18 protein-coding genes are annotated in these 22,913 nt (G+C 64.5%); 13 read left to right on the top strand and 5 right to left on the bottom strand.

Going from position 1 to position 22,913, the window contains the following annotated elements:
- Nucleotides 1–17 precede the first annotated feature (17 nt).
- Genes NKG59_RS22255 through NKG59_RS22270 form a run of 4 tightly spaced genes read left to right on the top strand, consistent with a single transcriptional unit; the run spans nt 18 to nt 6,047 of the window.
- Entirely contained in the window at nt 18–1,364 is a 1,347-nt protein-coding gene (locus NKG59_RS22255; RefSeq protein ID WP_253541510.1) for a TolC family protein, read from the top strand.
- Nucleotides 1,361–2,581 carry an efflux RND transporter periplasmic adaptor subunit gene (locus tag NKG59_RS22260; protein WP_253541513.1) on the top strand — a complete coding sequence of 407 codons (1,221 nt, stop codon included), beginning with the start codon at nt 1,361–1,363 and terminating at the stop codon, nt 2,579–2,581. The genes NKG59_RS22255 and NKG59_RS22260 overlap by 4 nt, the downstream gene beginning before the upstream one ends.
- Nucleotides 2,578–5,727 carry an efflux RND transporter permease subunit gene (locus NKG59_RS22265; protein ID WP_253541516.1) on the top strand — a complete coding sequence of 1,050 codons (3,150 nt, stop codon included), beginning with the start codon at nt 2,578–2,580 and terminating at the stop codon, nt 5,725–5,727. Before NKG59_RS22260 ends, NKG59_RS22265 begins: the two co-directional genes overlap by 4 nt.
- A complete protein-coding gene (locus NKG59_RS22270) occupies nt 5,724–6,047 on the top strand; it encodes a P-II family nitrogen regulator (protein WP_045203404.1) in 324 nt (107 codons plus the stop codon). Before NKG59_RS22265 ends, NKG59_RS22270 begins: the two co-directional genes overlap by 4 nt.
- Nucleotides 6,048–6,163: 116 nt before the next feature.
- Here the strand turns inward: NKG59_RS22270 and NKG59_RS22275 are convergent, their stop codons facing one another.
- Entirely contained in the window at nt 6,164–8,404 is a 2,241-nt protein-coding gene (locus tag NKG59_RS22275; protein WP_045203403.1) for a M1 family metallopeptidase, read from the bottom strand.
- Between the two features lie 295 nt (nt 8,405–8,699).
- On the opposite strand from NKG59_RS22275, the gene NKG59_RS22280 reads away from it, so the two are divergent.
- Complete coding sequence (locus NKG59_RS22280; RefSeq protein WP_156158365.1) at nt 8,700–8,888, top strand: hypothetical protein; 189 nt, start codon at nt 8,700–8,702, stop codon at nt 8,886–8,888.
- Nucleotides 8,889–8,971: 83 nt separating this feature from the next.
- Nucleotides 8,972–10,444 carry a sensor domain-containing diguanylate cyclase gene (locus tag NKG59_RS22285; protein ID WP_253541519.1) on the top strand — a complete coding sequence of 491 codons (1,473 nt, stop codon included), beginning with the start codon at nt 8,972–8,974 and terminating at the stop codon, nt 10,442–10,444.
- 63 nt (nt 10,445–10,507) lie between these two features.
- Here NKG59_RS22285 and NKG59_RS22290 read toward each other — a convergent pair whose 3' ends face one another.
- Entirely contained in the window at nt 10,508–11,350 is an 843-nt protein-coding gene (locus NKG59_RS22290) for a class I SAM-dependent methyltransferase (RefSeq protein WP_253541522.1), read from the bottom strand.
- A 217-nt stretch (nt 11,351–11,567) separates the two neighbouring features.
- Here NKG59_RS22290 and NKG59_RS22295 point away from each other — a divergent pair, with 217 nt between their 5' ends.
- Nucleotides 11,568–12,830, top strand: a complete 1,263-nt coding sequence (locus tag NKG59_RS22295; RefSeq protein ID WP_253541524.1) for a BaiN/RdsA family NAD(P)/FAD-dependent oxidoreductase — start codon at nt 11,568–11,570, stop codon at nt 12,828–12,830.
- A gap of 9 nt (nt 12,831–12,839) precedes the next feature.
- Here the strand turns inward: NKG59_RS22295 and NKG59_RS22300 are convergent, their stop codons facing one another.
- Nucleotides 12,840–13,985, bottom strand: coding sequence for a methyltransferase (locus NKG59_RS22300; protein WP_253541526.1), 1,146 nt, complete (start codon nt 13,983–13,985; stop codon nt 12,840–12,842).
- A gap of 299 nt (nt 13,986–14,284) precedes the next feature.
- On the opposite strand from NKG59_RS22300, the gene NKG59_RS22305 reads away from it, so the two are divergent.
- From NKG59_RS22305 to NKG59_RS22320, 4 genes are read left to right on the top strand one after another with little or no spacing between them, the layout of a single operon-like run.
- Nucleotides 14,285–15,019, top strand: coding sequence for a DUF3348 domain-containing protein (locus NKG59_RS22305; protein ID WP_253541528.1), 735 nt, complete (start codon nt 14,285–14,287; stop codon nt 15,017–15,019).
- 18 nt (nt 15,020–15,037) lie between these two features.
- A complete protein-coding gene (locus NKG59_RS22310; protein ID WP_253541530.1) occupies nt 15,038–17,344 on the top strand; it encodes a DUF802 domain-containing protein in 2,307 nt (768 codons plus the stop codon).
- On the top strand, nt 17,341–18,012 hold the full coding sequence (locus tag NKG59_RS22315; RefSeq protein WP_045203396.1) for an OmpA family protein: 672 nt from the start codon (nt 17,341–17,343) through the stop codon (nt 18,010–18,012). Before NKG59_RS22310 ends, NKG59_RS22315 begins: the two co-directional genes overlap by 4 nt.
- Nucleotides 17,999–18,631: a DUF2894 domain-containing protein gene (locus NKG59_RS22320; protein WP_420804048.1), complete on the top strand. Its 633-nt coding sequence runs from the start codon at nt 17,999–18,001 to the stop codon at nt 18,629–18,631. Before NKG59_RS22315 ends, NKG59_RS22320 begins: the two co-directional genes overlap by 14 nt.
- Before the next feature lie 126 nt (nt 18,632–18,757).
- Here NKG59_RS22320 and NKG59_RS22325 read toward each other — a convergent pair whose 3' ends face one another.
- Complete coding sequence (locus NKG59_RS22325; RefSeq protein ID WP_004631552.1) at nt 18,758–19,183, bottom strand: HU family DNA-binding protein; 426 nt, start codon at nt 19,181–19,183, stop codon at nt 18,758–18,760.
- Between the two features lie 190 nt (nt 19,184–19,373).
- Here NKG59_RS22325 and NKG59_RS22330 point away from each other — a divergent pair, with 190 nt between their 5' ends.
- Entirely contained in the window at nt 19,374–20,576 is a 1,203-nt protein-coding gene (locus NKG59_RS22330) for a DUF2252 family protein (protein WP_253541534.1), read from the top strand.
- A 125-nt stretch (nt 20,577–20,701) separates the two neighbouring features.
- Nucleotides 20,702–21,571 (top strand): NmrA family NAD(P)-binding protein, encoded by an 870-nt coding sequence (locus NKG59_RS22335; protein WP_253541536.1) that lies wholly within the window; start codon nt 20,702–20,704, stop codon nt 21,569–21,571.
- A 33-nt stretch (nt 21,572–21,604) separates the two neighbouring features.
- Here the strand turns inward: NKG59_RS22335 and NKG59_RS22340 are convergent, their stop codons facing one another.
- The gene (locus NKG59_RS22340) at nt 21,605–22,900 is read right to left on the bottom strand and encodes an Nramp family divalent metal transporter (protein ID WP_253541539.1); all 1,296 of its coding nucleotides are present in this window, start codon (nt 22,898–22,900) and stop codon (nt 21,605–21,607) included.
- Nucleotides 22,901–22,913: the final 13 nt, after the last annotated feature.

The following is a 22,913-nucleotide window of genomic DNA, read 5'->3' on the forward strand; positions in this document are numbered from 1 at the left end:
TTTCAGGATGATTTCGGATGTTGTCCAATCAGGATGCGGCCACCCCGCGCCCCGCAGCGGGTGCGCGCGTGTCGCGACGTGCTGTTCTTTCCGCTGTGCTGGCTGCAATTGCAGTTCACGCCAACGCCGCGCCCCCGGCACCTTCGCCACGCGGTGCCCAGACCGGCACCGCACGGGCTGACGAGGCGCTCCCGCAGCCGCGCTACACCTTGCCGCAGTTGCTGGAGCTGGCCCGCGCCAACCACCCGGCGCTCGCCGCTTCGCAGGCCCAGGTGCAGGCGGCGCAGGCGGGCATTGCCACCGCGCGCGCCTGGCCCAACCCCGAGGTGGAAGCGATGGCCGGCCGCCAGCGTGCCCGCATGCCGGGTGCGGCGGAAGGCCGCACCAATAGCGTGTCGATCACGCAAAAGCTCGATTTGCCGTGGCAGCGCGCCGCTCGCACGCAAGCCGCCGATGCTGCGTACGAGGCATCGCAGGCCACGGCTCAATCGCAGGCACGCGACGTGGAAGCCGATCTCAAGCTGCGTTTCTACGACGTGGTGCGCCGCGAGGCCGAGCAACGCAACGCGCGCGAAGACGTGACGCTGGTCGAGCAGATCCGCCGTGGCGTGGCCGTGCGTGTGGAAACCGGCGAGGCCCCGCGCTACGAACTCATCCGTGGCGACGCGGAGCTGCTCAACGCGCAGCGCAACGAACAGGCCGCTGCGCTGCGCGTGCAACAGGCGCTGGCGGAACTGCGCCGCGCCGTGGGTGCCGATCTGCCGTTGACGTTCGATGTCGATGCCGGAGCGGAGACGCCCTCCGTGGCGCATCTGCCGCCTCTTGCAGATCTGGTCAGTACGGTCCTCTCCACGCATCCGGAGCTGGAAGCCGACCGCGCCGCCGTGCGCGAGGCCGAAGCCCGGCTGGCGCACGAGCGCAGCCAGCGTTGGCCATCACTCGCATTGCGCGGGTCGGTCGATCGGCAGCCCGATCTGCAGGACAGCCGCGTGGGCCTGGTGATGTCGATTCCGCTCTTCGACCGACGTGAAGGCCCAGTGGGCGAAGCCGTGGCTGCCCGTGAACGCGCTCGCGCCATGTTGCGCGACCGCGAGTTGCGTGTGCGCCAGGCGGTGGAGTCCGCTTATCGCCAATACGAGATCGCGGAGTCGCAAGTCAGCGCCCTCGAATCCGGCGTCATCAAGCAGGCTGAATCGGCGCTGCGCGTGGCCGAAGCCGCATACCGCCACGGCGAGCGCGGGATTCTCGATTACCTCGATGCCCAGCGCGTTTTTCGCCAGGCACGTAACGACCTGATTGCCGCACGCGCAGACCTGCGCACCGCCGCTGTCGAACTTGACCGCCTGCGCCCGGAGGCCCAATGACACGCCCGATCTGCCGCGTTGCCTCCCGAACCCACGAATCCAGCCTCACCATGAACGCACCTTCTTCCTTCTCTTCTTCGATCCGGCTGGCCGGCGTTGCCCTGGCGGCGATGCTGTTGCTGGGCGCCTGCGGTAAAGACGCCGGCAACGATGCCAAGGCCGCGCAACAGGCCGTCGATCCGAATCTCGTGGTTGCACAACCCACGCTGGTGCAGCGCCTGAAAGTCGCGCCGGTGGGCAAACAGCCGATTGCTGAGCGCCTGCGGGTGCCGGGGCAGATCGCATTTGACGAACAACGGGTGGCGCGCATCGGTGCCACCGTCACGGGTCGCGTGACCGAGCTGGTTGCCACGCCGGGCCAGAGCGTCAAGGCGGGCGACATCCTCGCGCAACTGCACAGCACCGAGCTGGGCGCCGCGCAGCTCGCCTATCAGAAGGCCGCTGCGCAGCGCGATTTGCAGGCACGTGCGCTGGAACGCGCCAAGCTGCTGCTGGCCGCCGACGTGATCGGCTCGGCCGAGCTGCAGAAGCGTCAGAGCGAACTGGCGATGGCCGATGCCGAAGTGCGCGCGGCCGTCGACCAACTGCGCGTGATGGGTGTGTCGCCTGGGACGCTGGCGAAGATGCGCACGGGCGGCATGTCGTCGATCTCGCCCGTGGTGGCGAGCATCAGCGGCACGGTGGTGGAGCGCAAGGTGACGCGCGGCCAGGTGGTGCAGCCGGCCGACGAGCTATTTACCGTGGCCGACTTGTCGCGCGTGTGGGTGGTGGGTGAAGTGCCTGAGAACGCTGCCGCCGGCGTGCGTGCGGGCCAGGCCGTGGAGATCGACACCGGCGCGGGTGACCGCATTGTCGGCAAGCTGATCTGGGTGTCGGACATAGTTGACCCGCAAACGCGTACGGTCACGGTGCGTACCGAAGTCGACAACGCAGAGCGCGCGCTCAAGCCGTCGATGCTCGCCACGCTGATCATCCAGTCGCGCCCGGAAGAACGCGTGGTGGTGCCGACCTCCGCCGTGGTGCGCGAAGACAACCGCGACTACGTGTTCGTGCGCACCAGCGATACGAACTACCAACTCACGCCGGTCAAGTTGGGCGATGAATCGAACGGCGTGCGTCCGGTCGTTTCCGGCGTGCAGGCCGGTCAGCCCATCGTCGTTGAAGGCGGCTTCCATCTGAACAACGAGCGCAAGCGCGCCGAGATGGAGGGCGCATGATCGACGCATTGATTCGCGGCGCGCTCAAGCAGCGGCTCGTGGTGGCCGTGATCGCTGCCGTGCTGCTGTTCTTCGGGTTTGACGCCGCACGCAAGCTCTCGCTTGACGCGTTTCCGGACGTGACCAACGTGCAGGTGCAGATCGCCACGGAGGCGCCGGGGCGCTCGCCGGAAGAGGTTGAACGCTTTGTGACCGTGCCGGTGGAAATGGCCATGACCGGCTTGCCGGCGCTTACTGAGATGCGCTCGCTCAACAAGCCGGGCCTGTCGCTCATCACGCTCGTCTTTACCGATGAGACCGACGTGTACTTCGCGCGCCAGCTTGTGATGGAGCGGTTGATCGAGGTGCAATCCCGCATGCCCGCAGGCGTGACGCCGGTGCTCGGCCCCGTGTCTACGGGCCTGGGCGAGGTGTACCAATACACGCTCGACAAACCGGATGACGGCGACAAGGAACTCTCGGTCGAAGAACTCACCCAGCGCCGCATCGCACAGGACTGGGTGGTGCGTCCGCTGCTGCGCTCGATTTCGGGCGTGGCCGAGATCAACTCGCAGGGTGGTTACGAGAAGCAATACCAGGTGCTCGTCAACCCGGAACGCCTGCGCCACCACAACGTGACGGTCAAGCAGGTGTTCGAGGCGCTTGCCGCCAACAACGCCAACTCGGGCGGCGGTGTGTTGCCGCATTTTGCCGAGCAATACCTGATCCGCGGCGTGGGCCTGGTGCGTGACACCAACGACATCGGAGCCATTGTGCTCAAGGAGGTCAACGGCACGCCGCTGACGATCCGCGATGTGGCTGAGGTGAAGATCGGCACGGCGGTGCGCGCAGGGGCAGTGGTCAAGAACGGCGTGACGGAATCTGTTGGCGGCGTCGTGATGATGATGCGCGGCGGCAACGCCAAGGAAGTTGTCGCTCGCATCCAGGATCGCGTCAAGGCGATCAACAACGACGGCATGTTGCCCGATGGGCTGAAGATCGTACCGTACTACGAGCGCTCGGACCTGGTGGATTCGGCATTGCAGACCGTCATCAAGGTGCTGGCCGAAGGCGTGGTGCTGGTGGTGATCGTGCTGCTGCTGTTTCTGGGCGATATCCGTTCGTCGCTCATCGTGGTCGGCACGCTGATCCTCACGCCGCTGCTGACGTTCATAGCAATGAACAAGCTCGGCATCTCGGCCAATTTGATGTCATTGGGCGGGCTGGCCATCGCGATTGGCTTGATGGTGGACGGCTCCGTGGTGGTGGTGGAAAACGCGTTCGCCCACCTCGCCAAGCCGCGTGATCCGAACGAGAGCCGCGCGCGCATCATCCTGCATGCTGTGACGGAAGTGGCGACGCCCGTGATCTTTGGCGTGGGCATCATCATCCTGGTGTTCCTGCCGTTGATGACGCTGGAGGGCATGGAGGGCAAGATGTTTGCGCCCCTGGCCTTCACGATTGCGATTGCGCTGTTCTTCTCGCTGGTGCTGTCGCTGACGCTGACGCCGGTGCTGTCGTCGTATCTGCTCAAGCCCAAGGCGCACAAACACGTAGAGGGCGAACACAGCGATGACCCGCACGCCGAGCACGATGCACACGATACGTGGCTGATTCGGAAGATGAAAAAGCCGTATCTGCGGTTGCTGGAACTGAGCCTGAATAACGGCCGCAAGACTGTCATCGTGGCTGTGGCGGTGTTTCTCGCTACCGGCGCGCTGATGCCATTCCTGGGCACGGCGTTCATTCCGGAGATGAAGGAAGGCTCGGTGGTGCCTGGCATCAACCGCGCGCCGAATATCTCGCTGGAAGAGTCGATTCGCATGGAGATGGAAGCCATGCGCCTGGTGATGCAGGTGCCGGGCGTGAAGTCGGCGGTCTCGGGCGTGGGCCGTGGCGAATCGCCCGCCGATCCACAGGGCCAGAACGAATCGACGCCGATCGTGTCATTGAAACCGCGCGACGAGTGGCCCAAGGGTTGGAACCAGGACGACATTGCCGAAGCGATGCGCAAGGCGCTGCAGGTGCTGCCCGGCGTGCAGATCGTCATGGCGCAGCCGATCTCCGACCGCGTGGATGAGATGGTGACCGGCGTGCGTTCGGATGTGGCCATCAAGGTGTTTGGCGACGATCTGAACATGCTGCGCGAAAAGGCCGAGGCGATTGCCAAGGTGGCGCAGGGCATCCAGGGCGCGCAGGACATGCGTGTCGAGCGCATTACCGGCCAGCAGTATCTGCAGATCGCAATCGACCGCCAGGCGATTGCGCGTCACGGCCTGAACGCGGCCGACGTGCACAACGTGATCGAGACCGCCATCGGCGGCAAGGAAGCCACGGAAATCTTTGAAGGCGAGCGCCGCTTCAGCGCGGTGGTGCGCCTGCCGGAGACATATCGCGGCAGCGTGGAGGCCATCCGCAACCTGATCGTGGCTGCACCCAACGGGGCGCAGGTGCCGTTGGAAAGCATCGCCCGCATTGATGTGACCGACGGCCCCGCGCAGATCAGCCGCGAACTGGGCAAGCGCCGCGTGGTGGTGGGCGTGAACGTGCGTGACCGCGATCTGGGTGGCTTCGTGGCCGAGCTGCAGTCTGCGGTGGCGCAGAAGGTCAAGCTGCCCGAGGGTTATTACCTGGAGTGGGGCGGCCAGTTCCAGAACATGGAACGCGCCATGGGCCACCTGAAGGTGATCGTGCCGATTACGGTGGCCGCCATCTTCTTCCTGCTCTTCCTGTTGTTCAACTCAGTGCGCTACGCCACGCTGATCATCCTGGTGCTGCCTTTCGCCTCGGTGGGCGGGATCATCGGCCTGTTTGTCACGGGTGAATACCTGTCCGTGCCGGCATCGGTCGGCTTTGTGGCGCTATGGGGCATCGCGGTGCTCAACGGCGTGGTGCTGGTCAGCACGATCCGCAGCTTGCGCGAGCAGGGCATGTCGGTGGAGGAATCCGTGCGGCTGGGCTCTCGCATGCGCTTCCGCCCCGTGATGATGACGGCCACTGTGGCCATGCTGGGTTTGATCCCGTTCCTGTTCGCCACGGGGCCTGGCTCTGAAGTGCAACGGCCGCTGGCCATCGTCGTGATCGGCGGTCTGCTGACCTGCACGCTGCTCACGCTGGTGATGCTGCCCACGCTGTACAAATGGTTTGATGAGGAGTCGAAGGCATGAAGGAAATTCGCATCGTAGTGCGCCCGCAACTGCTGGAACGCATGCATGAAGCGCTGCGCAGTTGCCCGGGCTTTCCGGGCATGACGGTGGGCGAGGTGAACGCCTATCCACCGGCGGCTTCCCAGGCGGGCGCGCATTCCATCAAGGAAGACCTGACGGAGTTCGTGCCGCGCGTGCGCATCGATATCGTTGCGTCGGACGCGCTCGCCAGCGTGCTGTTCGAGAGCGCCGTCAAGGTGCTGGAGCACGGCCAAACCGGCGACAGCGCGATCTGGATGACCGACGTGATTCAGGCCACTTTCCTGCATCGCACCGGTTGAGAATCGTGTAACGCGCGCATGAAAAACGGCGGACTCTGTCCGCCGGAAATCAGGAGCCAACGATGCAACGGGCTGCTTCCCAACAGACACGGGAAGCGGCCCGTTTGCTTTGGCGCTTACCGCTTGATGTCGGTCAGATGCTTCATGAGACCTTCGTAGCGGAACTTGTGGATTGGGCGATCCATCGACTGCATTTCCTGCAACTGCACCGCTTGCGGACGCAGCGAGCCGGTCGGCTTCACAGACTGGGCGGCCAGTGTTGCCACCGCAGGCTGGAAGTTCTTGATGCCGACGATCTGGTCGTACTGCGCCTTGGTGATGAGCTGCGCGTTATACAGTTGCGTGGCATCGCCCGCGATGTTGGTCTTGGCGGCGTCGTTGTTGATGGCACCGGCCTGCGCCAGCAGCGTGCTCCACAGCGTCGGGCTGTAGTTGGTCACGTAGTAGTCCAGGCCCGACGGGTTGGCCAGCACGGCCGAGCACGTCGGCAGAGTGACCTGCGCGGTCTGCTGGTCGAGCACGATGGTCTGCGTCTGCCCGAAGTTGTCGCCATAGGCCAGCGTGAGCGGCACGTTCCACTGGTAGCCCGAATAGACGTTCTTGTTCGGGAAGGCCTTCTGCGTGATCGTCAGCACGTTCTGGTTTGTGGCCGGATTGCACTGTGCATCGATGGTCACGAGTGGCATGCCGGTCTGGCGCACGAAGCTGTCGCCAACCTTGCCCACCGGTTTGCCGCTGGCCGCTTCCAGCTCTGCCCACAGGCGCGGCGGCGTGCCGTTACCGAACTTGTACTTGTTCAGGTAGCTCTGCAGGCCCTTGCGCATGGCGTCCTTGCCGACGTAGTTCTCGATCATCTGCAAGACATGGCCGCCCTTGTTGTAGGCAAAGCTGTCGAGGAAGTCCATCGACCCGTTGTCACTCAGGTTGTGCTGAACGGGCACGGCCGTCGGCTGCAGGTCCAGCGTCATCACGCGTTGCTTGACCGCCGCGTAGTTGGCCCACGTGTTGCCCTGGAACTCAGGATGCAGCGTGATCTTGGTGACGTTCTCGAACCAGTTGGCGAAGGATTCGTTCAGCCAGATGTCGTCCCACCAGTCCAGCGTGACGAGGTCGCCAAACCATTGGTGCGCCAGTTCATGTGACACGACAACGAACGAGCGCGCCTTGCCCATCGAGTGGACGGTCGTCGGCGCGCCATCGGGCGGCACCAGCACCTGGTCGGCAAACTCGAAGATGGCGCCCCAGTTCTCCATGCCGCCAAAGCCGGCATTCTTGTTGTCGTAGCTGTCGTTGGCGACGATGGTGTCCATCTTGTCGAACGGCAGCGGGATCTGGAAGTAGTTGTAATAGTGGTTCAGCGCTTCCTTCGTAAACTGCATGCCGGCCACCGCCGAGTGCGCCTCGCCAGGCGGTACCCACCAGCGCAGGCGCATGCTGCTGCCATCGAGCGGGTTGGTGAACTGGTCTTCCAGGATGTCGAACTTGCCGCCGCCGAAGAACAGCAGGTATGCCGGCATCGACGGCGTCTTGGCAAACGACACCTGCTGATAGCCATCCGGAAGTTTGGTCGCGCCGGTCTGCCTGCCGTTGGCCACGGCCTTCCAGTCGCCCGGAATTTCCGCCGTCACCTCGAACGTGTTGCGGAAGGCCGGCTCATCCCAGCTCGGGAACCATTCGCGCGCGAAGTTCGATTCGCCCTGCGTGACGATGGCGTCAGAGCTCTCGCCCGTTGCGGCCTGCAGGCCCAGCTTGAAGATGCCTTCAGCCTTGGTGAAGTTGATCGTGCCCGTCCATTCCATGTGGAGCACGTAGTTGCCGGGCTTGATGTCGCCGGTCGGGTCGCGCAGATCGTAGAACGCGCCTTGCGATTGCGGAATCGGCACCAGCACGCGCGATGCCCCGTTACCCGAGGTGGGCGTGAGCGTCAGGCGCGAGGCGTCGAGCTTCAGGTCGCGCACGGCCAGCGTCACGGCGCCGGTCTGCTTGGTGACCTTGATCTCCACGTCGGCCCGGCCCGAGAAGCTGTTCAGGTCTGCGCTCGGGCGGAACCACAGCTTGTAGTTGACGGGCCTGATGTAGTCCGGCAGTTCCACCGGCGGCACCGTTGCATCCACGGCGGGCGCCGGCGCGTTGGTGTTGCCCGTATTGGTATTGCCCTGCTGCTGCGAGCCGTTTGCGTCCAGCTTGCCGCCGGACGGGGTGAGCGCGTCATCTCCGCCGCCGCCGCACGCGGCCAGAATCAGCGCGGCCGCAGCCTGGGCCACAAGTGCCAGCTTGAACGAGCGACGTGTCCGGGCGCCGTGGGCGCTTCCGGCGTGTGTCGTGGCCGTACGACGGTGGGTTGTCGAATCCCGCATTGCATTTCTCCTGAGGTGGAAACGAATCGGCGGCCCAGGGCTCAAAAGAAAATGTGGGGGCAGGCCGCAGAATCGGGACAAGGAATTACCCGTTTCTTGCGCGGTGCAAATCACAACCCGCGCACGGGATGCACGGATTCTGGAGGAAACGGCCTGCGAATCGAGACGAAGTTTTTTAAATCACGTGCAAGGGAAGATGCCGGAGAATTTGCAGTTTTTGGCATGCGCATGCGCAAAGCTGCGGCTACTTCCCGGGGCGCTGGGTGACTTCTGCAAAGCGCGTTGAAAAAATGAAATGCGTTTCTCTCTTCGTGAAAATTTCTTAAAAATTGAAGCGGCTATTTTTACAACGTCAGATAAAGCAAAACTAAATACGGGGCGGGATTGGAAAATCCCGCACGGGAACTTTCTCGGTATTCGGCAAGGTATTGCGCTGCAGCAGTTGAATGAGGATCGCCTGCCTGGGGGTAATCCTTCCGGATGAGGCCGGTGCTGTGCGCGGTGTTACACAAAGCCGTTACGCTTGCAAGGTTTGCAAAGTGTTTTCTGTTTTCCGTAGAGCGATTCATGCAATCCGCGTCCGATAGCGTCAGCAGCCCGGCGGCTGTGGGTGTCAACCTGATCGATTTCTTCGATGTCACCCCCACGTCATTGTGGCTGGAGGATTACAGCGACCTGCACCGCCTCTTTGCCCAATGGCGCGCCGCCGGCGTGACCGATCTGCAGCGCTTTCTGGAAGAGGACGCATCACGCGTGGCGGCGTGTTCCGCCTGCATCAAGGTGCTGCGCGTGAACCGGCGCACGTTGTCCATGTACGCCGCCCCGGATGCCGAAACCCTGACCGCGCGCCTGGCCGACGTGCTGCGCGACGACATGCTCGAAGCCCACGTGGGCGAACTCGTTCAGCTCTGGTCTGGCGAGCCGTCGTTCGAGAGCCGCAGCGTCAACTACACGCTCGACGGCCGCCGCCTCGACATCCTGCTCAAGGGCGTCGTCCTGCCCGATCACGATCAGCCATGGGACCGCGTGCTTGTGGCCGTGGACGACATCACCGAACTCGAAGATGCCCGCCGCCGTGCCGCGGCCAGCCAGCTCTATGCGCGCGGCGTGTTCGAGCACGCGCCGGTGTCGCTGTGGGTGGAGAACTTCAGCACCATCAAGATGTTGCTGGACGAAGTGCGCATGCAGGGCATCACCGATTTCCGGACCTTTACCGACGTGCATCCCGAGTTTGTCGAGCGCTGTATGCAGGAGATCCAGGTGCTCGACGTCAACGGCTTCACGCTGGAGATGTTCAAGGCACGCAACCGCAACGACTTGCTTGCCCGTTTGCCGGAAATCTTTCGCGACGACATGCGCTCGCACTTTCGCGAGCAATTGATTGACCTGTGGGACGGCAGGCTCTTCCAGCAGCGCGAGGTCATCAACTATGGGCTCGATGGCAACACGCTGAACATCCACCTGCAGTTCTCCGTCTTCCCCGGGCGCGAGAAGGATTGGGACATGGTGCTGCTGGCGCTCACCGACATCACCGCGCGCAAGAAGGCTGAGTCGTACCTCGAATATCTCGGCAAGCACGACGTGCTGACCAAGCTGAAGAACCGCTCGTTCTACGTAGACGAGATCAACCGGCTGGAGCGCAAGGGCCCTTTCCCGGTCACGGTCATCATGATCGACCTGAACGACTTGAAGCGCGTGAACGACCAGCTCGGCCACGCCGCCGGCGACGCGCTACTGCGCCGCGCCGGCGAAGTGCTCAGCAAGGCCATCGACAAGCCCGCACACGCCGCGCGCATTGGCGGCGATGAGTTTGCCGTGCTGCTGCCCGGCGCCGACGCACAGGCTGGTGCGGCGCTGGTGGAAAGCCTGCGTAAGCTGGTCGAACTCAACAACCAGTTCTATCCGGGCGCGGTGCTCGGCTTTTCCATGGGCTGCGCCACCTGCCACGAAGGCGGGCGTCTGGAAGAAACGCTGCGCGAAGCCGATGTCGCGATGTACGAAGACAAGCGGATCCAGCACGAAGGCAGACGCCCGGCATAACCGCCACGGGATCTGGCCCCGGCGCCGATGTACTGACAGATTGCGCTGCCGCCGCGCCTCTCTTCAGGCGCCAGCCGGCGCAAAAAACCGTTCGTGCAGTTCCCCCAGCCCCAGCGTGCTGATCACCTCGTTCAGCCGCTCGGTCGGGCGGCGGCGCGGCAGGTCTTTGTACTGCGCGATGATCAGCTCGTTCTTCATCGAGTGTTCCCACCCGACGAGTTCCGTCACGCTCACCTGATAGCCGTGCGCCTCAAGCTGCAGGCAGCGCAGCACGTTGGTGACCTGGCTGCCGAATTCGCGCGTGTGCAGCGGGTGGCGCCAGATTTCCGTGAGCGCATTGCCGAGCGACTTGCCCTTGTTCTTGCGCAGCACGCCGGCCACCTCCGCCTGGCAACACGGCACAAGCACGATGTACTGCGCATGCTTTTCGAGCGCAAAGCGGATTGCATCGTCCGTGGCGGTATTGCACGCATGCAGTGCGGTCACGATGTCGATGGTCGCCGGCAGCCGGTCAGACGTGATCGACTCCGCTACCGACAGGTTCAGGAACGACATCCCCTCGAAGCCCAGGCGCGTGGCAAGCTCGGTCGACTTGGCGACCAGCTCTTCACGCGTTTCAATGCCATAGATGTGCGAGGTGCCATCGCCGGGTTGCTCTTTGCAGAACAGGTCGTACAGGATGAAGCCGAGGTAAGACTTGCCCGCGCCGTGGTCGACCAGCGTGACATGCCCCTTGGCTTGCTGCACGTCGGCCATCAGCGGCTCGATGAATTGGAACAGGTGATAGACCTGCTTGAGCTTGCGCCGGCTGTCCTGGTTCATCTTGCCGTCGCGCGTCAGGATGTGCAGTTCCTTGAGCAGTTCGATCGACTGGTTGGGGCGGATTTCGTGGGTCTTGTTGGACATCGTCAGGACAGCCTGGGCGACATGTCGCACGGAAGGGGATTCGGTGCGGCGGCGCGGAGAAAAAGCGGAAAGAGGGCGTCAGTTTACCGAAAAGCGGGGCGGGCGACGGCAAGCGCACCCTAAAGGGGCGTCATGCATGACCTCGTTTGCCCGCGCCCAGTCAGGATGTGACAATAGCGCCCCGCTTGTCTGCCCCGCATGAACCCATCCACCCCGCATGTCTGAAACACCTAACGCCCCTCTCGTTGCCGTCATCGGCGCCGGCCCTGCCGGGCTGATGGCCGCTGAAGTCCTGTCGCGCAACGGTGTGCGTGTGGAGGTGTTCGATGCCATGCCTTCGGCCGGGCGCAAGTTTCTGCTGGCGGGCATCGGCGGGATGAACATCACGCATTCCGAGCCGATCGACGCGTTTCTCGGCCGCTATCGCACGCGGCGCGATGCGCTGGCGCCGCTTATTGACCGCTTCAGCCCGGATGCGCTGCGCGCATGGATTCATGGGCTTGGCATCGACACGTTTGTTGGCAGCTCGGGCCGTGTGTTTCCGACCGAGATGAAGGCCGCGCCCTTGCTGCGCGCATGGCTGCACCGGCTGCGCGACGCAGGCGTGCAGTTACACATGCGGCATCGCTGGGTGGGGTGGGCGGAGCCGTCGGACCACGCGCAGGTGCTGCGTTTTGCAACCACCGATGTTGAACGCCTCGTGCAAGCCGATGCCGTGGTGCTGGCCATGGGCGGCCGCAGTTGGCCGCGCCTGGGCTCCGACGGCGCCTGGGTGCCGCTGTTGCAGGCGCGCGGCGTGCAGGTACAGCCATTGCAGCCCGCCAACTGCGGGTTCGATGCTGATTGGAGCGCGCATTTCCAGGAGCGCTTTGCGGGGCAGCCGGTCAAGTCGGTCGCCATCGGCTTGCCGTCGGGCGATGGCGGCGCGCTGCAATTCCGCCAGGGTGAGTTTGTGGTCACGCAGACGGGCATTGAAGGCAGTCTCGTCTATGCGTTGTCAGCGCCCATCCGTGATGCTGTGGCTGCGGATGGCGGCGCGACGATCTGGCTTGACCTTGCGCCAGGCTGGAGCGCGCAACGCGTGAGCGATGAACTGATGCGCCCGCGCGGCGCGCGCTCGATGTCGAGCCATCTGCAAAGCAAGCTGAACATCACGGGCGTGAAACTCGGGTTGCTGCGCGAGTGCCTGAGCAAGGAAGCATTTGCCGATCTTGCCCAGTTGGCCAAAGCCATCAAGGCGCTGCCGTTGCGGCTCACACGCACCCGGCCGATCGACGAGGCGATCAGCACCGCAGGCGGCGTCGCGTTTGAAGCGTTGGATGCGAAGCTGATGATCGAGCGTCTGCCCGGCGTGTTCTGCGCGGGCGAGATGCTCGATTGGGAAGCGCCGACGGGCGGCTATCTGCTGACGGCGTGCTTTGCGAGCGGCGCCGCTGCGGGGCAGGGCGCGCTCGACTACCTGGCGACGATGGCGCGCTGAATTGCTGGCCTATTGGCGCGCCTTCAGGCGCCACAACGACGTCACTTCGGCAACGCGGGCCTGATAGAGTGGGTCGTTTTCATCGCTCGCCTTCGGGTGCTTCGGCTTGATGTCTTCACGGCCCACGACCTGCAGGCCGGCGGAGTCGATCATCGCCAGTAGCGCATCGCGCGTGCGCAGGCCCAGGTGCTCCGCAAAGTCCGAGAGGATCAACCAGCCTTCGCCGTTGGGCTCCAGGTGCGCGGCCAGCCCATCCAGAAAGCCGCGCAGCATGCGGCTGTCTGGGTCGAAAACAGCGCGCTCGATGGGCGAACTTGGCCGTGCCGGCAGCCACGGCGGGTTGCACACGATCAGCGGCGCACGCCCTTCGGGAAACAGATCGGCCTCAACAATGTCGACCTGGGTTTGCAGCCCAAGGCGCGCCACGTTCTCACGGGCGCAGGCCAGGGCACGCGGGTCCTGATCCGTGCCGATGACGCGCTTCACGCCGCGTTTGGCCAGCACCGCCGCGAGCACGCCCGTGCCCGTGCCAATGTCGAATGCCAGCGCTTTTGAAGGCAACGGCGCCTTCGCCACCAGATCGACGTATTCGCCACGCACCGGCGAGAACACGCCGTAGTGCGGGTGAATGCGCTCACCGCCGAGCGCGGGAATCTCGACACCTTTCTTGCGCCACTCATGTGCGCCGATCAGGCCGAGCAGCTCACGCAGCGAGACGACGGAAGCGGCGCTACCCGTGCCGTAGGCCTCCGTGCAGGCTTCGCGCATGTCGGGCGCGCGGCGCAGTGGGATGGCGTAGTCCGCATCCAGCGGAATCAGCAGCATGCCGAGCGTGCGTGCGCGCTGCGATTGCGCCTGCCGGTGCAGGTTGAACGCATCGATGGGCGAGGTGGCTTCCTTGCGTGGTTTGCGGTCTGTGCGGCGGGACATGGCCTGCAGCAGTTGGCGCGCGTTCTGGAAATCGCCCTGCCAGAGCAGTGCCGTGCCCTCGCAGGCGAGGCGGTAGGCGGCATCGGCGGTGGTGCGATCGTCCGCAATGACCACGCGCTTGGGCGGCGGATTGCCGGCCTCGGAGTGCCAGACGGCGGTATGGACGGCGTCGCTGGTGGCGTCAGGGCGGTCGTCGGTCCAGGTGAGGGTAGGGTGATCGGTCACGGGGATATGGGAGGAATGCGGGGGAGGGTGCGGTAGTGGGCGACACGATACCGCTGTCGGCGTGATCGCACAAATGCGGACCGGTGACCGGAGCAGCGCTGGACTGACGCGGTTTCGGCGGAGACCCATGTCAGGAAAGGCCCAATGCCGCGCTATGCGCTGGAGGATGCGGCCCTATATCGCCGGCGAGCCGACTGATCGCTGCGATTCTTCTTGAGAAGTGATGCTTTTGCCACCCGAAGACGGCTGTCCGACGGGGCGAGCAGTGTAAACTCCAGCCTTTTTTCGGCACTCGTAGCATGGCGCACGTCCAGCAACGCAGGGCGCTCAGCGGCCCTGCGCTGATCCGCATTCTTGCTCGCCTGACGGACGTCGACGTTTCCGCATCCGCGCAGCCACTTTCCGACCGGTTGAGCCAATGGCTCAGTTGGACGGATGCCATCACGCTTTCGTCGGCACTGAGCGCAGCGCCGCCCGCCATTGCCTCCAGCACGCGGCCCGTCGGCCCGGACGCCGAGACGATCGGTAGCCGTGTCCGTGCAGCGCTGGCGAAATCCATCGCGTCCAGCTGTGCGCCTGATGCCAGGACGGGCCCGCGCGCGCCGATCCAGAGCCCCTCGGCGCCGCTGGTGGTCGACTATGCCGATTTCCGGCAGCGCTACGTGCTGATGCAGCAGACGATGGAACTGGAAATTGGCGACCTGCGTGGCCGCCTGCGACGCCTGCTGGCAGCCAGGACGCCCGACCTCGCGCGCCTCGCGATATTGGACGCCAGCATGGAACAAGCGCTCGCGGGCCGCGAACGTTCGTTGCTGGGGACCATTCCGTCGATGCTGGGGCCGTACTTCGAGCGCTTGCGCGCGGCCGAACAGCAGCGACAGGCCGAGTTCCCTGCAGAGGGCCAGGCCACCCAATCCACATCCCGCGCCTGGCTGGATGCGTTCCGCAAAGATATGCAGAGCGTGCTCCTGGCCGAGCTCGATGTTCGTTTTCAACCGGTCGACGGGTTGCTTGCAGCCCTTCGCCCCCGCTAAGCGGGACAGACACCATTCATGTCCAGACTTCACCTGAATCTCATCGTTTTCTTTGTCGGGCTGGCGGCCTTGGGGTGGATCGCCGGCGGTTACCTCGTTGGTGGCAACTTGCTGGCGCTGGCTGTCACGCTCGTGATTGGTGCCGCCTATGTGGCCGGCGCCCTGGAGCTGCGCCGCTATCGCCACGCCACGGGCACGGTCATGCAGGCCGTGGCAGGGCTGTCCGAGGCACCCACCAATCTGGCCACCTGGCTCGAACAACTGCACCCGAGCCTGCGCAATGCCGTGCGCCTGCGCGTGGAAGGCGAACGCGTTGCGCTGCCTGCGCCCGCATTGACGCCGTATCTGGTGGGCCTGCTGGTGCTGCTCGGCATGCTGGGCACGCTGCTCGGTATGGTCGTGACGCTCAAGGGCACGGGCGCGGCGCTGGAGAGCGCGACGGATTTGCAGGCGATCCGCGCATCGCTTGCTGCCCCGATCAAGGGGTTGGGGTTCTCGTTCGGGACGTCGATTGCCGGCGTGGCGACGTCCGCCATGCTGGGGTTGCTCTCGGCGCTGTGCCGGCGCGAGCGGCTGCAGGCCGTGCAGGCGCTCGACGCAAAGATCGCGACCACGCTGCGCATCTATTCGCACGCGCATCAGCGTGAAGAGACGTTCAAGCTTCTGCAGCGGCAATCCGATGTGATGCCCGCGCTGGTTGACCGGTTGCAGGCGATGATGGCGTCGCTGGAGCAGCAGGGCGCGGCCAGCAGCGAGCGACAGATCGCCGCCCAGCAGGCATTTCTCGACAAGACGGAAGCCACATACAGCCAGCTTGCGTCTTCCGTGGGCCAGTCGTTGAAGGACAGCGCAGCGGAGAGCGCACGCGTTGCCAGCGCCGCGCTGCAGCCTGTGGTGGAAACGACGATGGCTGGGCTCGCGCGTGAATCGGCTGCGCTGCAGGAAACGGTCACCCACGCGGTGCAGCGTCAGCTCGACGGCCTGTCGACCCGCTTTGAAACCACGGCCGAGACGGTTTCCGGCATCTGGAACAACGCCCTGTCGGCGCATCAACGTTCCAGCGAAGCCCTGGTTGGCCAGGTCGGCACCTCGCTCGACCGGTTTGCCGAAACATTCGAGCAACGCTCGGTGCGGTTGCTCGATGGCGTTACCGACCGACTGGACGCCACGGCAGGCGGCTTGGCCGCTGCCTGGCGCGATGCGCTTGCCCGCCAAGAACAGGCACACACCGAACTGGCCGCCCAGAACCAGCGCGCGCTGGAGGCCGCTGCCGCCACGTTCGAGCAACACGCCGTGTCGTTGCAAGACGCGGCGCGCCAGTCGCATACCGCGCTGCAAGCTGCGCTGGAAGCACGAGACGCGCAACGTCTCGCTGCCTGGACCGAGGCGCTCGGCGCCACGGGTGAGAAGCTGAGCCAAGCCTGGGAGAAAGCGGGCGCCGATACGGCAAATCGCCAGCAAGACATCTGCAATGCGCTGGCGCAGACCGCGCGCGATATCGCTTCGCAGCAGGAGGCGTCGCGCCAATCGCATGCCACGCTGCAAGCTGCGCTGGAAGCGCGCGACACGCAGCGTCTGGCGGCCTGGACCGATGCGCTCGGCACGATGGCCGCCAAGCTGAGCGAGGCGTGGGAGAAAACAGGCACCGATACCGCGAGCCGTCAGCAACAGATTTGCGATGCGCTGGCGCAAACCGCGCGCGACATCTCCGCGCAAACGCAGGCGCACGCCAACAACACGATCAGCGAGATTTCTCGCCTGGTGCAGGCCGCATCGGAAGCGCCCAAAGCGGCAGCGGAAGTGGTGGCCGAGCTTCGTCAGAAGCTGTCCGACAGCATGGTGCGCGATACCGCCATGCTGGACGAGCGTGCGCGCCTGCTGGGCACGCTCGAAACGCTGCTCGACGCCGTCAACCATGCGTCGACCGAGCAGCGTACGGCGGTGGATGCGCTGGTGGCAACGTCGGCGGATCTGCTGGAGCGCGTGGGCGTGCGATTTACCGATCGGGTGGAGGCCGAGACCGGCAAGCTCGGCGCGGTGGCCGCGCAGGTGACCGGCAGCGCGGTCGAGGTGGCGAGCCTGGGCGAGGCCTTTGGTGCGGCTGTGCAGCTGTTTGGCGAATCGAACGACAAGCTTGCTGCCCAGTTGCAGCGCATTGAAGCCGCGCTGGACAAGTCGCTCACGCGCAGCGACGAACAGCTTGCCTACTACGTGGCGCAGGCGCGCGAGGTGATCGACCTGAGCATGCTGTCTCAGAAGCAGATCCTGGAAGACCTGCAACGGCTGGGTGACCAGCGCGCACTGGCCGGGGCCGACGCGGCATGAGCGACGAGATTGACGGCGGCGTAGATGGCGCAGGCGGCATTGAGGCCGCCGCACCGGTTTGGGCCGCGTTTGGTGACCTGATGTCGGTGTTGCTGGGCGCGTTCGTGCTGATCCTGGTGGGCGTGATCGGCGTGCAGCTGGAGCTGTCGTCCAAGCTGGAGAGCGAGGTCAAGCAGCGCGAGGCCGAGGCGCAGCGCCGCAAGACGCTGGAGCAGGCGCTTGCTGGCCCGCTGGCGGCCGGGCGCGTGACGCTTGTCAACGGGCGCATCGGCATCAATGGCAATGTGCTGTTCGCGATCAATTCCGACCAGTTGCAACCCGAGGGCCGTGCGCTGATGAAGAGCCTGGCGGGGCCGCTGGCCGCGTATCTCACATCGCGTGAAGAGATCCTGATGGTGAGCGGGTTCTCCGACGATCAGCAGGTGCGTGCCGGCAACCGCCTGTTTGCAGATAACTGGGAGCTGTCCGCCAAGCGCGCCTTGACCGTGACACGCGCGCTGATTGACGAAGGCATTCCCGCGTCCAGCGTGTTTGCAGCAGCGTTTGGCTCGCAGCAGCCTGTGAGTTCCAACGCGGACGACGTCGGCCGCGCGAAGAACCGGCGTGTGGAGATCGCGCCTGTCCCAAGGCAGGCCGCTTCCAACGGTGGACGCCGTGAACCGCACTGATTTGTCTACGCAAGCCACGCTCGACAGTTGGCGCGCAAGCGGCGCGGATCGGCTGAACCGCGTGCGCTTTTGCTTCATCGAGGCGCTTCATCGGCGCACGTCCGGTCAAACCGGCGAGGCGCGGCGCATGCTCGAAGCGCGGTTGGTCAAGCTGGTCGCTGCCTATGCAGAAGACGTCGATCGGGCGGCGGCGACGGCCGATGCGACCGACTCAGATGCGCCTGCCGGCAGCGCGTTGGCCGAACTGCTGCGTGACATTGCCAGCCGTGAACGCACGAATGTCGGCAGCGTTGCAGAAGGCCGTTCTGCACGTCATCTGCAAGCATTGCCGGAGCTGAAGATTCTTGAAGACGTGCGGGACACCTGGTCCCGCGTGAGCGCCGAGAAACAGCTGCGCGACGCCTTGGATAAGGTACCGGTGAATGCCGGTCCGCTGAATTCGAGCAGTCTGGTGCGGCGGTCACTGCTATTGATGCGCGAGGTGTCACCCGATTATCTGCGGCAGTTTTTGTCGTATGTCGACGCGCTTTCCTGGCTGGAGCGCATGAGCGGGGACGGGGCTGCCGGTGGCCACGAGGCTGCTCGCAGTGGCGGAAAGGCACGGGGCAAGGCGCGCTAGGAATTCCAGCGGTCAATCAGTCGGAGATGTGACATCGATATCACTGCTGGTTCTTTTGACCAGCAGGCACGCAAAAAAGGGAGCCGAGGCTCCCTTTTTCTTTGCGGCGGTTTCTCGCTGCGATTATTAGCTGTTGACCGCTGCGTCCTTGACCTTTTTCAGCGCGCGGACCTTCACGCGCACGGTTGCCGGTTTGGCTTCGAACCACTGGTCGACGCCGGTAAAGGGGTTCTTGCCGAAGCGGCGCTTGGTTGCCGGCACCTTGACCGACGTCACCTTGAACAGGCCCGGCAGCGTGAATTCACCAGCGCCCTTCTTGTGCAGCGAAGCCACGATGGTGTTCTCCAGATGGAGCAGCACCGCCTTCACCGCCTTGGCGTCGACGGCAGCTTGTTCAGCCAGATGGCTCACCAGGCTCGCCTTGGTGAACGTGTCCTTCAAAGGCTTGAGTGTCGGCGTCGTTGCGGCAGGCTTCTTAGCCGGAGCGGCCTTCTTAGCCGGCGAGGCCTTCTTTGCAGCGGTCTTGGCAGCGGTCTTGGTTTTGGTGGCCATAGTGAGAATAGATGGTTGAGTAAAGTTGACCATTCAATGGAAGCAACGCTGTGCAGCGCGCTTCGAGCAAGCATAGCAAAGGTTCGGCGTCGTGGAGGCGTTATCTAGCCTGTTCGGGGGCCAGGGAACGCTTATTGCATGCGGTTTGGTCGTTCATCAACCAGTTGAGACACTCCAAGGCGGCACAAGCATGGCCCAACGAAAATCATCGCGGAGCGTGGTGAGCCCCAAAAACCGCGCGCCCGTGCTCGCCCGGCTGCGTCAATCCAAGATGACGCGTTCGACTCATGCGTACGTTCGCGGCAGCACCGTGAAGTTTTACGAGTGGCTGAGCGAGGTGCAGCCGCACACGTTCCCGGAGGGGCCCGTCATCTGGATTTGCGGCGATTGCCATGTGGGTAATCTCGGCCCTATTGGCGATGCCTCTGGCGCCACGCGCATACAAATCCGGGATCTAGACCAGACGGTACTGGGCAATCCCGCACACGATCTGATCCGGCTTGGCGTGTCACTGGCGACGGCCGCTCGCGGATCCGACCTCCCGGGCATCGTGACCGCTCGAATGGTGGAAGCGCTGATGGCGGGCTACCTGCACGGCATCGATCCGGATGCGGCGCTGCACCTGCCGCCGCGCCCCGCATCCGTGCGCACCGCCATGAAGGCAGCGACAGCGCGCACGTGGAAAGAACTGGCCAAGGACCGGCTCGACGGCACGTCCCCCACCATTCCTCTCGGGCGCCATTTCTGGCCGCTCTCTCGCGAGGAACGGCGCGAACTGAAACAACTCGTGGGCCAGCACGAAGTGCTTGCCCTGGTGGCGCGCCTTTACGAGATGCCTGGGGAAGCCTCGGTCAGCATCGTGGATGCGGCCTACTGGGTTAAAGGTTGCAGCTCGCTCGGGCAGCGGCGTTATGCCGTCTTGCTTGCGGTCGACCAGGATCGCGGGCCGCGGTATCGGCTGATTGATATCAAGGAGGCGGGAAAAGCCGCAGCGCCCAGTGCCTCCGCAGGCGATATGCCCCGGATCAACGGCGAGCGCGTGGTCACGGGCGCGCGGCGTCTCTCTCCCGACCTGGGCGATCGCATGGCATGGGGACGCATGCTCGGCAGCAGCTTTTTCATGCGCGAGCTTCAACCGCAAGATATGAAGTTGTCTGTCGACAAGCTGGAGCACAAGGACGCCACGGTATTGGCTGCTTATCTGGGCAACATCGTGGGCCTCGCACACGGCAGCCAGATGCCGAGGGATATCGCCATGGCCTGGCACCGTGAGTTGAAGGCGCGTCACGGACGGTCCATCAATGCGCCGTTCTGGCTGTGGTCTTCGATTGTCGACCTGCTTGGGCTGCACGAGCGCCAGTATCTTGAGCACTGTCGCGCCTGGGCTAATTGATCTGATTTGCTGCCACGCATCCATTGGCGGGCACAAACGCTGCTGGCGACGCATTCGGACCATCGCAAGTTATCGACGGCAATGGGCTGCTCCGGTACGCAGCCAAGACTTCAAGGAGACGCGCGATGTACGTGGTAATGGGTGCAACCGGACACGTGGGGGCCGCCGTTGCGCAAACGCTGCTGGCGAGGGGGGAGCAGGTGACGATCCTGACCCGGCGGCCGGAGCGCGCAGATCACTGGCGGGAAAAAGGCGCGGCGGTCGCGATGGCCGACGTGGATGACGTCGATTCGTTAAGGGCGGCATTCCGGCGCGGGCAGCGCGCATTTCTGCTCAACCCCCCTGCGGATGTTGCCGGCGACACCGACGCGACGGAGCGCCGGACGATCGCCAACATCCTCGCCGCGCTGGAGGATTCAGGGCTGGAGAAGGTGGTGGCCGCGTCAACCTATGGCGCGCGCCCCGGGCAGGGCATCGGCGATCTGACGACGCTGTGGGAGTTGGAGGAGGGCTTGCGTCGCCAGTCAATTCCGGCCGCAATCAATCGCGGCGCCTATTACATGACCAACTGGGCCGGCCTGCTTCAGACAGTTGCGCAGACGGGCAAGCTGCCGAGCATGTTCCCCGCAGACATGCCGATGCCGATGGTGGCCCCGAGCGACCTGGGCGAAGTAGCGGCGGCGCGGCTCCTGACACCAGTTGACGACGCAGGTGTGCGCTATGTGGAGGGCCCGCAGCGCTACACACCGCGGGATGTCGCACAGGCCATGGCGCGCACACTTGGCCGTGGCGTGGCGGTGGAGGTTGCACCGCGCGACCGTTGGGACGCGATCTACAAAGGGCTCGGCTTCTCCGATGAAGCTGCCCGCGCCTACGTACGGATGACCGCCGTGACTCTGGACGAGGGTTTCGACATGTCGGGCGACGTTGTGCGCGGCCATGTCTCGTTGGCAGATTTCATTGCAGCGGCGGCAGTGCAGGCGGCGCACGCGTGATCAGACCGCCGAAATGAGCACCGTCGCACATTGCTATGCGACGAGATGGGCGAGAAGCGCAAGGTTCAACCCCGCCACCAGCACGGCGCCTACCGTAGCCAGCACAACCAGACCGTGACCGGCTGCATGTTGTCCCATCAAGTCGGGCTGGCGCGCTAACCAGATCAGGGCAGCCATGGGAAACGGCACCACCATGCTCAGAATGACTTGGCTGAGCACAAGGGCGCGCGTGACATCCATACCCGCCCCGATAACGATGAACGCAGGCACCATGGTGATCAGCCGGCGCATCCACACCGGCAAGCGCACACGCAGGAAACCCTGCAGCACCATCTGCCCCGCCAGTGTGCCGACCACTGAGCTGGACAACCCCGACGCGATCAGCCCAACCAGAAACACCAGCCCGGCCGATGCCCAGAACAGCGGCGCCAACGTGACATAGGCATCCTCAATGCCCGCCACCTCCGCATGTGCGCCGTGAAACGCGCCTGCTGATACCACCACCATGGCCAGGTTGATGCAGCCGGCAGCGGCTAGCGTGGCCACCACCTCGCGGTTGGAATACCGAAGCAGTTGCGACGTCTCCGACGCACAGCGCGGGCGCACACGCGCATTGACCAGCCCCGAGTGCAGAAAGAGCGCGTGCGGCATCGCCGTGGCCCCGACAATGCCCGCCGCCAACATGCACGCATCGGGCGGCAGCGCTGTAGGCACCAGGGTTTGCCGGAGCGCGGCCGCCCACGAAACAGGCAAGATCCACACTTGGATGATGTAAGAGATACCGATCACGGCCACCAGCGCGCCGATCATCAGCTCGACATGGCGGAACCCGCGCGCCTGTAACGTCAGCAGCCGATAGGTCAGCACTCCGGCGATAACCATGGCGTGCGGCAACGGCATTCCTGTCAGGAGCGCGATGCCGACCGCGGCACCGACGAACTCCGCAAGGTCGGTCGCCATGGCCGCAAGCTCGCTGATCAGCCACATGCCGAGGCCGGCAGGAGCCGGCAAATGCGTGCGACAGAGCTGCGCCAGATTCTGGCCCGTCACAATGCCCACCCGTGCAGAGAGCATCTGGAACAGCATCGCCACCAGGCTGGATGCGAGCACAACCCAGAGCAACTGATACCCGTATCGCGCACCAGCTTCAATGCCCGTGGCGATGTTGCCCGGGTCGGTATACGCCACTGAAACCACCACAGCCGGCCCGACAAACGGGATGAACGTGCGCCAGCCACGTCGCCGGCCTTCCAGCGCTTCGCGCGCGTGGGCGACGACGCATCGCGATGCAGAAGAGGTGTCGCGTTCCAGCGCGAGAGTGTCGTCCATGGAATCTCCGGGA

The organism is Ralstonia chuxiongensis (assembly GCF_024158925.1).
Classification (GTDB): Bacteria; Pseudomonadota; Gammaproteobacteria; order Burkholderiales; family Burkholderiaceae; genus Ralstonia; species Ralstonia chuxiongensis.

Bases quoted from the DNA above. Each gene is read 5' to 3' on its own strand.
- NKG59_RS22275 (WP_045203403.1), bottom strand. From the start codon at position 8,404: ATGCGGGATTCGACAACCCACCGTCGTACGGCCACGACACACGCCGGA.
- NKG59_RS22305 (WP_253541528.1), top strand. From the start codon at position 14,285: ATGGCGCACGTCCAGCAACGCAGGGCGCTCAGCGGCCCTGCGCTGATC.
- NKG59_RS22270 (WP_045203404.1), top strand. From the start codon at position 5,724: ATGAAGGAAATTCGCATCGTAGTGCGCCCGCAACTGCTGGAACGCATG.
- NKG59_RS22290 (WP_253541522.1), bottom strand. From the start codon at position 11,350: ATGTCCAACAAGACCCACGAAATCCGCCCCAACCAGTCGATCGAACTG.
- NKG59_RS22285 (WP_253541519.1), top strand. From the start codon at position 8,972: ATGCAATCCGCGTCCGATAGCGTCAGCAGCCCGGCGGCTGTGGGTGTC.
- NKG59_RS22280 (WP_156158365.1), top strand. From the start codon at position 8,700: ATGCGTTTCTCTCTTCGTGAAAATTTCTTAAAAATTGAAGCGGCTATT.
- NKG59_RS22265 (WP_253541516.1), top strand. From the start codon at position 2,578: ATGATCGACGCATTGATTCGCGGCGCGCTCAAGCAGCGGCTCGTGGTG.
- NKG59_RS22340 (WP_253541539.1), bottom strand. From the start codon at position 22,900: ATGGACGACACTCTCGCGCTGGAACGCGACACCTCTTCTGCATCGCGA.
- NKG59_RS22295 (WP_253541524.1), top strand. From the start codon at position 11,568: ATGTCTGAAACACCTAACGCCCCTCTCGTTGCCGTCATCGGCGCCGGC.
- NKG59_RS22260 (WP_253541513.1), top strand. From the start codon at position 1,361: ATGACACGCCCGATCTGCCGCGTTGCCTCCCGAACCCACGAATCCAGC.
- NKG59_RS22310 (WP_253541530.1), top strand. From the start codon at position 15,038: ATGTCCAGACTTCACCTGAATCTCATCGTTTTCTTTGTCGGGCTGGCG.
- NKG59_RS22325 (WP_004631552.1), bottom strand. From the start codon at position 19,183: ATGGCCACCAAAACCAAGACCGCTGCCAAGACCGCTGCAAAGAAGGCC.
- NKG59_RS22335 (WP_253541536.1), top strand. From the start codon at position 20,702: ATGTACGTGGTAATGGGTGCAACCGGACACGTGGGGGCCGCCGTTGCG.
- NKG59_RS22255 (WP_253541510.1), top strand. From the start codon at position 18: ATGTTGTCCAATCAGGATGCGGCCACCCCGCGCCCCGCAGCGGGTGCG.
- NKG59_RS22315 (WP_045203396.1), top strand. From the start codon at position 17,341: ATGAGCGACGAGATTGACGGCGGCGTAGATGGCGCAGGCGGCATTGAG.
- NKG59_RS22330 (WP_253541534.1), top strand. From the start codon at position 19,374: ATGGCCCAACGAAAATCATCGCGGAGCGTGGTGAGCCCCAAAAACCGC.